16 protein-coding genes are annotated in these 15,635 nt (G+C 63.6%); 7 read left to right on the forward strand and 9 right to left on the reverse strand.

All coding sequences use genetic code 11. From position 1 onward, the window contains the following. The 3 genes from rpmF to mtgA all read right to left on the reverse strand — a co-directional run. Positions 1 to 82 (reverse strand): 50S ribosomal protein L32 (gene rpmF / locus VGO12_RS08695; RefSeq protein WP_327497478.1); only part of this gene is annotated, 82 nt, incomplete at its 3' end. A gap of 158 nt (positions 83 to 240) precedes the next feature. Beyond that, a complete protein-coding gene (locus VGO12_RS08700; RefSeq protein WP_327512334.1) occupies positions 241 to 888 on the reverse strand; it encodes a glutathione S-transferase family protein in 648 nt (215 codons plus the stop codon). 75 nt (positions 889 to 963) lie between these two features. After that, positions 964 to 1,737, reverse strand: a complete 774-nt coding sequence (gene mtgA, locus VGO12_RS08705; RefSeq protein ID WP_414650693.1) for a monofunctional biosynthetic peptidoglycan transglycosylase — start codon at positions 1,735 to 1,737, stop codon at positions 964 to 966. A gap of 145 nt (positions 1,738 to 1,882) precedes the next feature. On the opposite strand from mtgA, the gene VGO12_RS08710 reads away from it, so the two are divergent. From VGO12_RS08710 to VGO12_RS08720, 3 genes are all read left to right on the forward strand, one after another. After that, on the forward strand, positions 1,883 to 2,797 hold the full coding sequence (locus VGO12_RS08710) for a farnesyl diphosphate synthase (RefSeq protein WP_327512335.1): 915 nt from the start codon (positions 1,883 to 1,885) through the stop codon (positions 2,795 to 2,797). Between the two features lie 4 nt (positions 2,798 to 2,801). Further along, a complete protein-coding gene (gene hisC, locus VGO12_RS08715; protein ID WP_327512336.1) occupies positions 2,802 to 3,857 on the forward strand; it encodes a histidinol-phosphate transaminase in 1,056 nt (351 codons plus the stop codon). Positions 3,858 to 3,940: 83 nt separating this feature from the next. Then, on the forward strand, positions 3,941 to 4,582 hold the full coding sequence (locus VGO12_RS08720) for a LysE family translocator (protein WP_327512337.1): 642 nt from the start codon (positions 3,941 to 3,943) through the stop codon (positions 4,580 to 4,582). 40 nt (positions 4,583 to 4,622) lie between these two features. Here the strand turns inward: VGO12_RS08720 and ispG are convergent, their stop codons facing one another. Next, a complete protein-coding gene (gene ispG / locus VGO12_RS08725) occupies positions 4,623 to 5,876 on the reverse strand; it encodes a flavodoxin-dependent (E)-4-hydroxy-3-methylbut-2-enyl-diphosphate synthase (RefSeq protein ID WP_327512338.1) in 1,254 nt (417 codons plus the stop codon). Between ispG and VGO12_RS08730 the strand changes: the two genes are divergently transcribed. Then, positions 5,875 to 6,012, forward strand: a complete 138-nt coding sequence (locus VGO12_RS08730; protein ID WP_327512339.1) for a hypothetical protein — start codon at positions 5,875 to 5,877, stop codon at positions 6,010 to 6,012. The two genes, ispG and VGO12_RS08730, sit on opposite strands and share 2 nt — an antisense overlap. 26 nt (positions 6,013 to 6,038) lie before the next feature. Here the strand turns inward: VGO12_RS08730 and VGO12_RS08735 are convergent, their stop codons facing one another. The 3 genes from VGO12_RS08735 to VGO12_RS08745 are packed head-to-tail and all read right to left on the reverse strand — an operon-like array spanning position 6,039 to position 8,417. Then, the gene (locus VGO12_RS08735; protein ID WP_327512340.1) at positions 6,039 to 7,223 is read right to left on the reverse strand and encodes an MFS transporter; all 1,185 of its coding nucleotides are present in this window, start codon (positions 7,221 to 7,223) and stop codon (positions 6,039 to 6,041) included. 28 nt (positions 7,224 to 7,251) lie between these two features. After that, positions 7,252 to 7,635: a VOC family protein gene (locus tag VGO12_RS08740; protein WP_327512341.1), complete on the reverse strand. Its 384-nt coding sequence runs from the start codon at positions 7,633 to 7,635 to the stop codon at positions 7,252 to 7,254. Then, complete coding sequence (locus VGO12_RS08745; RefSeq protein WP_327512342.1) at positions 7,632 to 8,417, reverse strand: DeoR/GlpR family DNA-binding transcription regulator; 786 nt, start codon at positions 8,415 to 8,417, stop codon at positions 7,632 to 7,634. Before VGO12_RS08745 ends, VGO12_RS08740 begins: the two co-directional genes overlap by 4 nt. A 272-nt stretch (positions 8,418 to 8,689) precedes the next feature. On the opposite strand from VGO12_RS08745, the gene VGO12_RS08750 reads away from it, so the two are divergent. The 3 genes from VGO12_RS08750 (at position 8,690) to VGO12_RS08760 (ending at position 11,002) form a co-directional block, all read left to right on the forward strand. Next, positions 8,690 to 9,463, forward strand: coding sequence for an amino acid ABC transporter substrate-binding protein (locus VGO12_RS08750; protein WP_327512343.1), 774 nt, complete (start codon positions 8,690 to 8,692; stop codon positions 9,461 to 9,463). 100 nt (positions 9,464 to 9,563) lie between these two features. Further along, the gene (locus VGO12_RS08755) at positions 9,564 to 10,244 is read left to right on the forward strand and encodes an amino acid ABC transporter permease (protein ID WP_327512344.1); all 681 of its coding nucleotides are present in this window, start codon (positions 9,564 to 9,566) and stop codon (positions 10,242 to 10,244) included. Then, a complete protein-coding gene (locus VGO12_RS08760; protein ID WP_327512345.1) occupies positions 10,241 to 11,002 on the forward strand; it encodes an amino acid ABC transporter ATP-binding protein in 762 nt (253 codons plus the stop codon). The genes VGO12_RS08755 and VGO12_RS08760 overlap by 4 nt, the downstream gene beginning before the upstream one ends. A gap of 153 nt (positions 11,003 to 11,155) precedes the next feature. Here VGO12_RS08760 and pyc read toward each other — a convergent pair whose 3' ends face one another. Further along, positions 11,156 to 14,614: a pyruvate carboxylase gene (pyc, locus tag VGO12_RS08765; protein WP_327512346.1), complete on the reverse strand. Its 3,459-nt coding sequence runs from the start codon at positions 14,612 to 14,614 to the stop codon at positions 11,156 to 11,158. A 117-nt stretch (positions 14,615 to 14,731) separates the two neighbouring features. Further along, entirely contained in the window at positions 14,732 to 15,472 is a 741-nt protein-coding gene (locus VGO12_RS08770) for a helix-turn-helix transcriptional regulator (RefSeq protein WP_327512348.1), read from the reverse strand. Between the last annotated feature and the right edge of the window lie 163 nt (positions 15,473 to 15,635).

The following is a 15,635-nucleotide window of genomic DNA, read 5'->3' on the forward strand; positions in this document are numbered from 1 at the left end:
CGTAGGTCGGGGTCTTCAGAGCGTCAGCCGAACGGCGCATGCCACGCTTGGACGGGCTCGTTTTTCTTTTAGGTACAGCCATTTCATTCTCCACTTATCGGGCAAACACTGTTCAGCAGCCGAAATGGCCGTGTAAAACAGGTGTTAATCACGGAAATTTGGCGCGCTTATACATGGCCAACTCCCACTTGACCAGTCCCCAGCCGCAAATTTTCGACTCAAAGGTCCGGGCGTGGCTTTTCAGACCTCGTCTTCGGCAACGATCCACGGCTCTGCGCGAGCGGCTTCCTCCCACTTGCCGAAAGCCGGATGCGCTTTCACGCGCTCCATGTAGCCGAGCGTTTCCCGATCCGCAACGAGATCGTAGACGTCGAAGCGGTTGACCACAGGCGCGTACATCGCGTCGGCCGCACAGAAGGATCCGAAGAGGAACGGGCCACCGGAACGCGACAGCGCCTCCATCCAGATCTCTTCGATGCGGGCGACGTCGGCGCGAACATCCTCGGCCACATCAAGGGCCTGCTTCTGCCGGCGAATGTTCATCGGGCATGCACCACGCAGGGCCCGGAAGCCGGAGAGCATCTCCATCGAATAGCTGCGGGCCCGGGCACGTGCCTGACGATCTGACGGCCAGAGCCCGGCATCGGGAAAGAGCTCGGCGACATATTCGATGATCGCCAGCGATTCCCAGACGAGCATATCGCCATGGCACAGCAGCGGCACTTTCCCGGTTGGCGAGATCGCGCGGATCTCCGGATTACCGGCGGCGAAATCGAACGGAATGACCACGTCCTCAAAGTCGATGCCGGCCGCAGTCATCGCGATCCAGGGTCTCATCGACCAGGACGAATAGTTCTTGTTTCCGACGTGAAGAACGAGCTTGTCCATCGATGGGTCTCCCTGTGCTTGTTGCCGCGACATTTAAGCCACGACGAACATCAGGGCCAATGAATAGAGGTCATCTCAATCATAAAGGCAGGTGATGTATTCGCCCGACCGGCTGGCACGTCGCTCGATCAGGTTCGCCAGGCGTTTCAGCCCACGGCCGGGTTTGCCGGCGTTGCGCTCCTTCGGATTGGGCAGCGACACGGCAAGGAGCGCGGCCTGCCGGCGTGACAGCTTGGAGGCGGAGATACCGAAATGATGGCGCGCCGCCGCCTCGATGCCGTAGATCCCGTCGCCCCATTCGGCGATGTTGAGGTAGATCTCCATCAGCCGCCGCTTGCTCCAGACGAAATCGGCAGCGACCGCCAGAGGCAGTTCCATGCCCTTGCGCAGGAACGAGCGGCCATTCCAGAGGTAGAGGTTCTTGACCGTCTGCATCGGAATGGTGCTGGCGCCGCGGGTCGATTCCCCTTCGAGCGCGTCCTCGACCACGCCGCGCATCTGCCCCCAGTCGACGCCGTCATGGGCGCAGAACTGGCCGTCTTCGGACATCATCACCGATTGCACGAGAACAGGTGCGATATCGTCGAACTCCACCCACTGCCGGTCGTAGCCGCGCAGGAGCACAAGATCGCGCAGCATCAGCGTCGAGACGGGGTGGATGAATTCGACCAGATAGAGAACGATCAGCGCATAGGGAAGGACGAGGAAGCCGAGAACGGCCAGGATGATCTGGCGGCGGCGTGTGCGCAAAGTCCGGCGGAGCGAAGACCAGCGACTGGAAGGCACCTCGCCCTCCTCGCGCGCTTCCGGAACGACGTTCACGGCCTGACTGTCCACCTCTCTGTCCATCCGCTTCTCTTAGTGCAAGGGCTGGCAAAGTTGAACGGGCTTTCTGGCAAAAGGCAAGGCGCGCAAGCGGCTGTCCCAGACAAAGCGCGCCGCTGCGACACGAATCCCCGTTGAAAGCCCCCTTCGCCCATGCCAAAGAGCGCGCATGAGCCAGGAACCTTCGCCATTCACCCGTCGCCTTGCCGACAACGCCCGCGCCGTCGAGGCCCTGCTCGAGCGCCTGCTCGGGGCGACGACGGAGGCGGACGAGATCGCACGACCGGCAAACCTGCTTGCCGCCATGCGCCACGGGGTCCTGAACGGCGGCAAGCGACTGCGGCCCTTCCTGGTGATCGAATGCGCCGATCTTCTCGGCGGCGACCGCGACGCGGCGCTGCGCGTCGGCGCCGCGCTCGAATGCGTGCACTGCTATTCGCTGGTGCATGACGACCTGCCGGCCATGGACGACGACGACATGCGCCGCGGCCAGCCGACCGTGCACAGGGCTTTCGACGAGGCGACCGCGATTCTTGCCGGCGACAGCCTGCTGACCTTCGCGTTCGACGTCGTCGCCGCGCCCGAGACATTGCTGACGGACACGCAGAAGGTGGACCTGATCCTGGCGCTTGGCCGCGCCGCGGGCCATGGCGGCATGGCCGGCGGGCAGGCACTCGACCTGGCGGCGGAAAAATCGGCGCCGGATGAAGCCGGTATCGTCACGCTGCAGGCCATGAAGACTGGTGCCCTCATCCGCTTCGGCTGCGAGGCCGGCGCGATCGTCGCCGGCGCGTCGAGGGACGACCGGTCGCGGCTGCGTGCCTTCGGCGAAAAGATCGGCCTTGCCTTCCAGCTCGCCGACGACCTGCTCGACCTCACCGCCGACGCCGAGACCATGGGCAAGGCGACCGGAAAGGACGCCGCCCGCGGCAAGGGCACGCTGGTGGCCCTCCATGGCCAGGCCTGGGCCGAACAACGGCTGGAGCAGCTGGTGGCCGAAGCCGAAGCCCTGCTTGCCCCCTATGGCAAACGCTCTGCCATCCTCGTTGAAACCGCCCGTTTCGTCGCCAACCGCAGGAATTGACCCCGTGAGCAAATACTGGTCGCCGATCGTCTCCAAGCTGAAGCCGTACGTGCCGGGCGAACAGCCGCGCATCGCCAACCTCACAAAGCTCAACACCAACGAGTGTCCCTATGGGCCGTCTCCGAAGGTGCTGGACGCGATCCGCACTGCGACGAGCGATGACCTCAGGCTCTATCCGGATCCTCTGGCGCTGAAACTTCGGCAGACGATTGCGGCACGCTATGGCGTGGCGGCTGAGGAGGTCTTCGTCGGCAACGGTTCCGACGAGGTTCTGGCACACATCTTCGCGGGCCTCCTGACACACGACGCGCCGCTGCTCTACCCCGATATTTCCTACAGCTTCTACGCGACCTATGCCCGGCTCTTCGAGATCGACACGGTCGAAGTACCGCTCAACGATCGCTACGAGATCGATCTTGCCGACTACGACCGGCCTTCAGGCGCGATCATCCTGCCGAACCCGAACGCGCCGACCGGCATCGCATTGCCGCTTACAGAAATCGAGCGGCTGGTTGCAAGTCATCCGGACCAGCCCGTCGTCATCGACGAGGCCTATGTCGATTTCGGCGGCCAGTCGGCGACAGAACTTGTGTCGAAATACGAGAATCTGCTGGTGGTGCAGACCTTCTCCAAGTCGCGCGCGCTCGCGGGTCTGCGCGTCGGCTTCGCCATCGGCCAGCGGCCGCTGATCGAGGCGCTGGAGCGGGTGAAGGACAGCTTCAACTCCTATCCGCTCGGTCGCCCGGCCCAGGCCGGCGCCATCGCCGCGATCGAAGACGAGGTCTGGTTCGGAGAGACGCGCACAAAGATCATCGCGTCGCGTGAGCGCCTTTCGGCGGATCTGACGAAGCGTGGCTTCGAAGTTCTGCCCTCAGGCGCAAATTTCGTCTTTGCCCGCCACCCTGATCATGCCGGCGACGCCCTGATGAAGGCGCTGCGTGAGCGCGCCGTTCTGGTGCGCCATTTTGCCAAGCCGCGCATTTCCGATTTCCTGCGCATCACCATCGGCACCGATCAAGAGTGTGCCCGGCTGATCGAAGCGCTCGACGAGATCCTCTGAGATCTTGTCACGGGTACATTTCACCGTTTCATACGGGCGATGAACTGATCTAGCCTCCGGCGACTGAGCCGGAGCTTCCTCGCATGTTCGACCCCACACCCTACTTGCCGCAGCTTCTGATCGCCTGGACCGCCTATCTGATCGCGACCGCTTCGCCCGGGCCGGCGATCCTTGCGATCATCACCACCTCGGTCAGCGAGGGGCGTAAATCAGGCCTGGCGCTTGCCTTCGGCGTTCTCACCGGAAGCTACACCTGGGCGATGCTGACGGCGTCGGGCCTCTCGGCGCTGATCCGCGCCTATGGCCATGCGATCATCGTCCTGAAGATCGCCGGCGCCTGTTATCTCTTCTGGCTCGCCTACAACGCTTTTCGCGCCGCCATGCGCAGCAACAACGCCACGATCGTGCCGACGGCCAAGGTGCAGACGTCGTTGAAGCGGCTCTATCTCAAGGGGCTCGGCATCCACCTGACCAACCCGAAGGCGATCTTCTCCTGGATCATGCTGGTCTCGCTCGGCATGCCCGAGGGCGCGCCGGTCGGCGTTACCGCCATTTTCATCGGCGGCTGCATGATGTTGGGTCTGATCACCTTCTGTGGCTTTGCGATCGTCTTTTCGCTGACGCCGGTGCACCGCGCCTATCTGAAATCCAGACGGCTGATCGAAAGCCTGATGGCCGGTTTCTTCGCCTTTGCCGGGCTGAAGCTGCTGACGTCACGGCTCTGAGGCGCCCACGATGGCGTGAGCGCAGGTAACGGGCGATCCGTTATTCGGCGGCCGCCTGGCCGTGGCCGTAGCGCTTCTCGATATAGTCGGAAACCAGCGTCTCAAAATCGGCGGCGATGTTGGGCCCGCGAAGCGTCATCGCCTTCTCGCCGTCGATAAAGACGGGCGCTGCCGGCATTTCGCCGGTGCCCGGCAGCGAGATGCCGATATCGGCATGTTTGCTTTCGCCGGGGCCGTTGACGATGCAGCCCATGACCGCGACCTTCAGGCCCTCGACACCAGGATATTTCTCACGCCAGACCGGCATGTTGCGGCGGATGTCGTCCTGGATCTTCTGGGCAAGCTCCTGGAACACCGTGGACGTGGTGCGGCCGCAGCCGGGACAGGCGGCGACGACGGGAATGAACTGGCGGAAGCCCATGACCTGCAGCAGTTCCTGCGCCACCTGGACCTCGCGGGTGCGGTCGCCGCCGGGCTCTGGCGTCAGCGAGATGCGGATGGTGTCGCCGATGCCCTGCTGCATCAGGATGCCGAGCGAGGCCGAGGAGGCGACGATACCCTTGGTGCCCATGCCCGCTTCGGTAAGCCCAAGATGCAGCGCATGGTCGGAGCGCGCCGACAGCATGGCGTAGACCGCGATCAGGTCCTGAACGCCGGAAACCTTGGCCGAGAGGATGATGCGGTTGCGCGGCAGGCCGATCTCTTCGGCAAGTTCCGCCGAGAGCAACGCCGACTGCACGATCGTTTCGCGCGTCACTTCCTGCGCCGTGAGCGGAAAGCCGTTGGCTTTGTTCTCGTCCATCAGCCGCGTCAGCAGCTCCTGATCGAGCGAACCCCAGTTGACGCCGATGCGCACCGGCTTGTCGTAGCGGATCGCCATCTCGACGATCTCGGCGAACTGCTTGTCCTTCTTGTCCTTGAAGCCGACATTGCCTGGGTTGATACGGTACTTGGCGAGCGCTTCGGCGCAGGCCGGATGGTCGGCGAGCAACTTGTGGCCGATATAGTGAAAGTCGCCGACGAGCGGTACGTCGAGGCCGAGACGCTCGAGGCGCTCGCGGATTTTTGGTACGGCGGCTGCACTCTCGTCGCGGTCGACGGTGATGCGCACCAGCTCCGAGCCGGCCTTGTGAAGAGCGGCCACCTGCGCCACCGTTCCATCGATATCTGCGGTGTCGGTGTTGGTCATCGACTGGACCACCACCGGCGCCCCGCCCCCGACAATGACGCCCCCGACATCGACAGCGACGGAGCCACGACGGGGTTGCGGATCGAAATCGAAGGCGGAAGACATGAAGGCCTCTTCGTGGTCACTAAGCCGGGCGGGAATACGGGCAGAACCCGCACTGACTTTCCTCAACGTGCCCCAGCTCTTTGCCCATCAGGTGGATGAGGAAAGCCTGATTGTCAACGGCGACATCATGCCCTGACGGCGATTTGATGGCGCCGTTCCGTCTCAGTGCCCCTTGGCGTGGTCCGCATGGTGCGCGTGGTGCGACAGCAGCAGTACGACGATGAAGAGCAGCGGCACCGATGCGAAGATGATGGCAAAGCCCGTATGCTCGGCAACGAAGCCGATCAGCGACGGCGCGAACAGCATGCCGGAATAGCCCATGAAGGTCGCGACCGACAGGCCGATGCCCGGCTGCAGGCCCGGCATGTTGCCGGCGGCCGAAAACGCGATCGGCACCATGTTGGAGATTCCGATGCCAGCAATGGCAAAGCCGAGGATGGCGACATAGGCATTGGGTGCGGTGCCCGCGATGACCATGCCGACGAGAGCCGTCACCGTGCAGATGCGCAAGGTGCGCTTGGCGCCGAAGCGGTCGCGGACGAAGTCGCCGGCGAAACGCATGGTTGCCATCGTGGCGGAGAAAGCCGCAAAGCCGAAGCCGGAAAGCTCAACGGAGGCACCAAGCTCGTTGCGCAGGTAAAGCGCGCCCCAGTCGAGAACCGTGCCCTCGGGAACCATCGAAAACAGCGCCATGATGCCGATCAGCCAGGGAAGCGGCGTCATCGGCAGGCGCAGCTTTTCCTTGGCGGCGCCCGGATGCGGCTTGTCGGCGAGGATCATCGGCCAGGCGGCGGCGATCAATGCCAGGCACATCGCAGTGACGACGAGGGCATGCGCCAGCACACCGAAATGGGCCATGAGGAAGCCGCCGATTCCGGCGCCGATCAGGCCGCCGAGGCTCCAGTAGGCATGGCAGGACGACATGATCGCCCGGCGCATGGATTTTTCGACCTCGACTGCATTGGCGTTCATCGCGACGTCCATCGCACCGGCAAAACCGCCAAGCAGGAACATGGCGACGGCCGCCGTCCAGACGTCAGGGACAAGCGTCAGGAGCAGAAGCAATGGCGACAGGATGATGGCGGTGACCTTGACCACCTTCTGCGAACCCACCCGGGCGATGTAGCCGCCGGCAATCGGCATGAGCACCAGCGAGCCGATGCCGAACGTCAGGATCAACAGGCCTAGCACGCTTTCGCTGATGCCGAGCCGGTCCTTGAATTCGGGGATCTTCGGCGCCCAGCTGCCGATGACGAAGCCGTTCAACAGGAAGAGCAGCGAAACGGCCAGCCGGTTGCGGGTCATGTAGCCCTGGCGGTCGGTCGCGGTGGGAGAACGTTGGTCCATGGTCTTGCCTCTTTGCCGGTCGGCCGGCTCAAACAACAATTTCGATCAGATTGCCATCGGGGTCGCAAAGGACCGCCTCATAGAAGCCGTCGCCGGTCCAGCGCGGTTTCGCGATCAGGATGCCTTCAGCCTCCGCCTGCGCGGCCATGGCGTCGACGGCCTGCTCGCTGCCGAGCGACACAGCGACATGGGCAAGGCCCGTGCGCTCTTCCGCCGGATCGCTTGGCGCGACCCAAGGGCCTTCCATGATCTCGATCGCCGGCCCATGGCCGAGCTTCAGGAAGCGCGACCGGAACCCCGGCCGCCTCCGGCTTTCGTAGACCTCGCCAACCTCTGCACCGAAGAAGGATGACCAGAAGCCGGCAATGCCTTCGAGGTCACGGGTCCACAGCGCCACGTGGGTAATCGTCATTGATCAGGCCCTCCCGCCATCAGAATATCCGCGCCGGCAGCCTTGAGCGCCGCGCGATGCTCAGCCGGTGCATCCGCTTCCAGCACCAGCGTCGACTTGTCGTCGATGCTGGCAATCGCGTGGGGGGCCGCGGTGCCGAGCTTGTCGCTGGTGATGGCGACGACGAGACGCCGGCTGCGCTGGGCAATCAGCCGCTTGAACTCCGCGTCCTCGAAATGGATCGCCGTCAGCCCGGCGACGGCATCGGCGCCGCAGGTGCCGAGATAACAGAGGTCTGGCCTCAGCAATTCCGCATCGCGTTGCGCCCGCGCACTGATCGCCGCCCCGACGGCCCGGTTGAGCGGTCCGCCGAGCAGGATGAGATCCACCCCTGGCTTTTCCATGAGGGCTGCGGCAATCAGCGGCGTATTGGTGACGACCGTGACCTTGAGGTCGGGATCGAGCAGTTGCGCGATCGCGAGATTGGTTGAACCGGCGTCGAGAAACACCGTCATGCCCGGCTTGATCAGTTCAGCCGCCGCACGGGCCAGGGCGGCCTTGCGCTCCGGCGCCATCGCCACCCGCTCGCTCAAGGTGCTGTGCGCCGCCGGAACGACCGGCAGCGCACCACCGTAAACGCGTTCGCAGAGACCGGCCGCCGCCATTTCCCGGAGGTCACGGCGAATGGTGTCTTCGGAGACATTGAGCTCGGCGGCAAGATCGACAGCCAGCACCCGGCCATTGGCTTTCAGCCGTTCCTGGATCAGCGTCTTTCGCTCACGAAGAAGGAGATCGCCCGACATTCTCACCAATCGTGTACAAACGTGCATGAATCGCTATAAATGTGCATATCGAATTTTGAAACCGATTTCAAGTCGCGAAAACCAGCCGAATTGGAAAGGACGCAAAATCCGCAAACCGAGCGCTTTGCACGCAAGCGGCACCGGTTCGAAGAAAATTCTTCATCAAAACGCTCAGGAATTGGTGTTTTATACGCTCAGATCGCCGATTTTTTATGCGATTGTCCGCTCAATCCGGACGACGGGCCGGGCCAGAAAAAAGATGGAAAATCACGATGAAACTCCTCCCCACGCTGTTTGCAGCCGCTCTGCTGCAGGTTGCCGCCCTTTCCTCCGCTGAAGCCGGTGAGAACCTCAACGCGGTCAAATCCGCTGGTGTGCTCAAGATCGGCACCGAGGGCACCTACGCGCCCTTCACCTATCATGACGCCTCGGGCGCGCTCGTCGGCTTCGACGTCGAGATCGGCCAGGCGGTCGCGGAAAAGCTCGGCGTCAAGGCCGAGTTCCTCGAAGGCAAGTGGGACGGCCTCATCGCCGGCCTCGACGCCAACCGTTATGACACGGTCATCAATCAGGTCGGCATCACCGAGGAGCGCAAGAAGAAGTACGACTTCTCCGAGCCCTACATCGCTTCCAAGGCCGTGCTGATCGTCAAGAGCGACAACGAGGAGATCAAGGGCTTTGCCGATCTCAAGGGCAAGAACGCCGCCCAGTCGCTGACCAGCAACTTCGGCAAGCTCGCGACCGCGTCCGGCGCCGAACTCGTCGGCACCGACGGCTTCGACCAGTCGATCCAGCTCGTGCTCACCGGCCGCGCCGATGCGACGATCAACGACAGCCTCTCCTTCCTCGATTTCAAGAAGAAGAAGCCTGACGCGCCTGTGAAGATTGCCGCCGAGCAGGCCGACGCCGACTTCTCCGGCATCATCATCCGCAAGGGCGAGCCGGAACTGCTCGAAGCGATCAACAAGGCGCTCGTCGACATCAAGGCCGATGGCACCTACGACAAGATCTCGCAGAAGTACTTCGGCGCCGACGTCTCGAAGTAACTCCAGCAACCGGCCGGTTTTACCACCGGCCATTCTCGGCTATGAAATGCGATCCGTTCCGGTTCCCGGGGCGGATCGCGCTTTTTGAAAGGCCCGCCCCTTGCCCACCTGGCTCCAACTCATGCTGGATTCGGCGCCGTCCCTGCTGTGGGCCGGCCTCACCTTCACCATCCCGCTGACGCTGCTTTCCTTCATCTTCGGCCTGATCCTCGGGCTTATAACCGCTGTGGGCCGCCTGTTCGGTCCGGCGCCGGTCGTCGCCATCGCCAGGTTCTACGTCTGGGTGATCCGCGGCACGCCGCTGCTCGTGCAGCTGTTCGTGATTTTCTACGGCCTGCCGAGCGCCGGCATCCTGCTCGACGCCTTCACCGCCGCCCTGATCGGCTTCTCCCTGAACGTCGGCGCCTACACCTCCGAGATCATCCGCGCGGTCATCTCGTCGGTCCCGCGCGGGCAGTGGGAAGCGGCCTATTCGATCGGCATGAGCTGGAGCCAGGCGATGCGCCGCACCATCCTGCCGCAGGCGACCCGCGTCGCCGTGCCGCCCTTGTCGAACACCTTCATCTCGCTGGTCAAGGACACCTCGCTTGCCGCCGCCATCACCGTGCCGGAGATGTTCCAGACGGCGCAGCGCATCGTCGCCACCACCTATGAGCCGTTGATCCTCTATATCCTGGCGGCCTTGATCTACCTTGCGATGAGCTCCGTGCTCTCGGCGCTGCAAGTGCGGCTGGAGCGACGCTTTGCCCGCTATGGCGGCTTCCTGGAGGCACGCGCATGATCGAGCTCTCCCACATCGAAAAGCGTTTCGGCGACAATCTCGTGCTGAAGGATATTTCCGTCACGCTCGCCGAGGGCACCGTGACCGCACTGGTCGGGCCTTCAGGCGGCGGCAAGAGCACGCTTTTGCGCTGCATCAACCTGCTCGAGATCCCGACCTCCGGCGCGATCAAGCTCGGCGACGAAAAGCTCGACTTCGCCCCCGGCCGCAAGGTCGGCTGGGCTTCGATCCAGCGCCTGCGCCGGCAGACCGGCATGGTGTTCCAGAACTTCCAGCTGTTCCCGCACCAGACCTCGCTCGGCAATGTCATGGAAGGCCTCGTCACCGTGTTGAAATGGCCGGCGGACAAGGCAAAGGCGCGCGCCATGGAACTGCTCGAAAAGGTCGGCATGGCGCACAAAGCCGACGCCTGGCCGGCGACGCTTTCGGGCGGCCAGCAACAGCGCGTGGCGATCGCCCGGGCGCTGGCACCGTCGCCGCGGGTGCTTCTCTGTGACGAGCCAACCTCGGCGCTTGATCCGGAACTGGCTGAAGAGGTGGTCGAAGTCCTGAGCCGGCTTGCCCGCGAGGGCACGACGATGGTGATGGCGACCCACGACCTGCGCCTCGCCTCGCGCGTCGCCGACAAGGTGATCTTCCTCGATGGTGGCCTCGTCGTCGAAAGCGGCGCCCCGAAGGCGATCTTCTCTGCGCCGGAGCGCGAACGCACCAAGAAATTCATCGCATCGCTCAGCGCCCCGCACGACTACGAGATCTGAGCAGGAGCAGGCTTCCCCCTCTCGATTGTCATCCTCGGGCTTGACCCGAGGGTGACTGAGGAGTGGGTGGAGGCAACCGCATCCGCAGCAACCTCGCAAAAACAAAACGGCCGGGCTAAATGCGGCCGCTTCTGTCCGTATGAGCCTGAATCCTCAGGCCTCGTAGACGATCAGCAGATCCTTGGCGTCGATCTGGTCGCCGGCGCGCACCAGCACCTCGGCGATCGTGCCGTCCTTCTCGGCGTGCAGCGCGGTTTCCATCTTCATCGCCTCGATCGAAAGCAGCACGTCGCCGGCCTTGACCGCCTGTCCGGCGGCAACGGCGACCGTCGAGATGACGCCCGGCATCGGCGCGCCGAGATGGGCGGCATTGCCACCTTCGGCCTTGCGGCGCACGGCGCTCGAAGCGCTGCGGTTGCGGTCCGGAACCTTGATCAGGCGCGGCTGGCCGTTGAGTTCGAAGAACACCTTGACCATGCCCTTCTCGTCCGGCTCGCTCTTGGCCTGGTGCAGGATGACCAGCGACTTGCCCCGCTCGATCTCCGGCTGCAGTTCCTCGCCCGGTCCAAGCCCGTAGAAATAGGCGGGCGTCGGCAGCACGCTGACGGGGCCATAGGTATCGGCGGCGACCGCATAGTCGGTGAAGACCTTCGGGTACATCAGGTAGGAGGCAAACTCGAAGTCGTCGACCTTGCGCTCCAGCTTCTCCTCGATGGCCTTGCGCTCCGCGTCGAGATCGGCCGGCGGCAGCAGCGAGCCCGGAACCGCGGTATAGGCCTTCTCGCCCTTCAACGCCTTCTTCTGCAGAGCTTCCGGCCAGCCGCCCGGGGGCTGGCCGAGATCGCCCTTCAGCATCGACACGACCGAATCCGGGAAGGCGATGTCCTTTGCCGGGTTCTCGACGTCGGCAACCGTCAGATCCTGCGAGACCATCATCAGCGCCATGTCGCCGACCACCTTGGAGGACGGCGTCACCTTGACGATATCGCCGAACATCTGGTTGGCGTCGGCATAGGCTTGGGCCACCCGGTGCCACTTGGTTTCGAGCCCCAGCGAACGGGCCTGTTCCTTGAGGTTGGTGAACTGGCCGCCCGGCATTTCGTGCAGGTAGACTTCGGAAGCCGGCCCCTTGAGGTCGCTTTCGAAGGCGGCGTACTGGTGGCGTACCGCTTCCCAATAGAACGAGATGCGGCGGATCCATTCGGGATCAAGCCCCGGATCCCGCTCCGAGCCCTTGAGCGCCTCGACGATCGAACCGAGGCAGGGCTGCGAGGTATTGCCCGACAGTGCATCCATCGCCGCATCGACCACATCGACGCCGCTCTCGACGGCGGCCAGCACGGTCGCAGCCGCAATGCCCGAGGTGTCGTGGGTGTGGAAGTGGATCGGCAGGTCGGTCGCCTCGCGCAGCGCCTTGAAGAGAACGCGCGCAGCCGCCGGCTTCAAGAGGCCCGCCATGTCCTTGACGGCGATCATGTGGGCGCCGGCCTTTTCGAGCTCGGCGGCGAGCGCGGTGTAGTACTTCAGATCGTACTTCGGGCGGGCCGAGTTCAGGATGTCGCCGGTGTAGCAGATCGCCGCCTCGCAGATGCGGTTCTCCTCGGCGACGGCCTCCATCGACACGCGCATGTTGTCGACCCAGTTGAGGCAGTCGAAGACGCGGAAGACGTCGATGCCGCCCTTGGCTGCCTGGCGGACGAAGTATTTGACGACATTGTCGGGGTAGTTCTTGTAGCCGACACCGTTGGCGCCGCGCAGAAGCATCTGCAGCAGCAGGTTCGGCGCATCCTCGCGAATACGCGCCAGCCGGTCCCACGGATCTTCGGTGAGGAATCGCATGGACACGTCGAAGGTCGCACCACCCCAGCATTCGAGCGAGAACAGCTGCGGCAACGCGCGGGCATAGGTGCCGGCGACGCGGGCGATGTCATGCGTGCGCATGCGGGTGGCGAGCAGCGACTGGTGGCCGTCGCGCATCGTCGTGTCGGTCAGGAACACCCGGTTCTCGCCACGCACCCATTCGGCGAACTTCTTCGGCCCGAGTTCGTCGAGCTTCTGCTTGGTGCCGGCGGGGATTTCGCCTTCAATGAACGGCACGGCCGGCTTTGCCGCATCGGCGGCCGGCCGCGGGCGGCCCTTCGTTTCCGGATGGCCGTTGACAGTGACGTCGGCGATGTAAGTCAGCAGCTTCGTGGCGCGGTCCTGGCGCCGCACCTGCTGGAACAGCTCCGGCGTCGTGTCGATGAAGCGGGTCGTGTAGGTGTTGTTGCGGAACTGCTCGTGGCCGATGATCGCTTCGAGGAAGGTCAGGTTGGTGGCGACACCGCGGATGCGGAATTCGCGCAGCGCCCGGTCCATGCGGCTGATCGCTTCCTGGGGCGTGCTGCCGGAGGCCGTGACCTTGACCAGCAGCGGATCGTAATAGCGGGTGATGTAGGCGCCGGTATAGGCCGTGCCGCCGTCAAGCCGGATGCCGAAGCCGGCGGCCGAACGATAGCCGGTGATGCGGCCATAGTCGGGAATGAAGTTCTGTTCCGGATCTTCCGTCGTGATGCGGCACTGCAGCGCGTGGCCGTTGAGACGGATGTCTTCCTGCTTCGGAACGCCCGATGCCGGCGTGCCGATCGCCTCGCCGTCGAGGATATGGATCTGCGCCTTGACGATATCGATGCCGGTCACGACCTCAGTGACCGTGTGCTCGACCTGGATGCGCGGATTCACCTCGATGAAGTAGAACTTGCCGGTGTTCGCATCCATCAGATACTCGACCGTACCGGCGCCGATGTAGTTGGTCGCCTGGGCGATCTTCAGCGAATAGTTGGCCAGTTCCTGGCGCTGTGCATCGGAGAGGTAGGGGGCCGGTGCGCGCTCGACGACCTTCTGGTTGCGGCGCTGGATCGAGCAGTCGCGCTCGAACAGATGCACGACATTGCCGTGGGTGTCGCCCAGGATCTGGCTTTCGACATGGCGGGCACGCTCGACCAGCTTTTCGAGATAGACCTCGTCCTTGCCGAAGGCGGCCTTGGCCTCGCGCTTGGCTTCGGTCACCTCGCGGATCAGGTCCTTCGGGTCGCGGATGGCGCGCATGCCGCGACCGCCGCCGCCCCAGGAGGCCTTGAGCATGACCGGGTAGCCGACTTCGGCCGCCAGGCGATGGATTTCCTTTTCGTCATCCGGCAACGGGTCGGTCGCCGGCACCACCGGCACGCCGACGGAAATGGCAAGGTTGCGCGCCGCCACCTTGTTGCCGAGCTGGCGCATCGTCGCCGGCCGCGGACCGATGAAGGTGATGCCGGCGGCATCGCAGGCGTCGACGAATTCGGGGCTTTCCGACAGCAGCCCGTAACCCGGGTGGATGGCGTCGGCGCCCGAGAGCTTGGCGACCCGGATCACCTCCTCGATCGACAGGTAGCTCTCGATCGGGCCGAGGTCGCGGGCAAGGTGCGGGCCTCGGCCGATCTGGTAACTTTCGTCCGCCTTGAAGCGGTGCAGCGCCAGTTTATCCTCTTCAGCCCATATCGCGACCGTTTTCAGACCGAGTTCGTTTGCAGCGCGAAAAACGCGGATGGCGATTTCAGAACGGTTGGCAACAAGGATCTTCGAGATAGGCAAGTCGGTCTCCTCAATGACTTGATATTGCGGGAAATGCTGCACCCGCGAAATAAAGTATTAGCGAGTCACCGGGCAGAGCGCAATTTCAGATACGACAGGAAACCAAATGCCTTTGCGTCAGGAGATCAGACCCAGCCTGAAGGCGATCGCCACGACGTGGTGGCGGTTCTTGGCCTTCAGCTTTTCCTGGATGCCGTTCATGTACCAGTCCACCGTGTGGCTCGAGATATCGAGCACCTTGCCGATGTCGTTGGAGGTCATGCCGTCGGCGAGGTAATTGAGCGCCTCCATTTCGCGCCGCGTCATCTGCACCTCGACCCGCGAGCCGAGTTCGGCCGAAACCTCCGGGTCCGTCAGGTCGAGCAGCTTCCAGAAAAGCCGCTTGGCAATCGCATCGAACAGGCTGATCTCGACCGGGCTCAAGTCGACGACACGGCCGCCCACGGTCAGGTTGCCGAGCAGGCCGCGCCGGCCATGCACCGGGAAGATATAGCCATCGTAGAGGCCGTGGTTGCGGGCCTCGATCATCATGCTTTCCATGCGCTTGCGATGCGGATCGGAGCGGAAGGCAAACAGCGTGTCGCGCCAGCGGAAGCCCCGCTGCGCATGGCCGAGATAGCGGATGGTCGGATCGATCACCACGAACTTCTTGCGGATGTAGATCTGCGGCCAGCCTTCAGGCCAGCGGCCGGCAAGAAGCAGCCGCAGCGGGTTGTCGTGCGGCTTGGGCTGCCGGACGACACCGTAGAAATCGAAGCCGCAGCGATCGAGCAGTCGCTCGAACTCGGGGATGATTTCCTCCCGTGTCTTCATCTCCTCCAGAAGCGCGAGAAACTGTACGAGCAGCGTAATGTTCATGGATCACCTTCCAGGTCGATGAATATGGTCGCATTTCCGAATCCGGACATAAAGGCACCGTTCAGCGACCATTCATGTTGCACCCGCGATAATCCGTCATACCACGCCCGGTCTTATGCGAAATATGCAAGAAATCGGAGTTGGCACGACAGATAGCAGACTA

The sequence above is a fragment of the Ensifer sp. genome, assembly GCF_035999135.1.
Taxonomy (GTDB): domain Bacteria; phylum Pseudomonadota; class Alphaproteobacteria; order Rhizobiales; family Rhizobiaceae; genus Ensifer.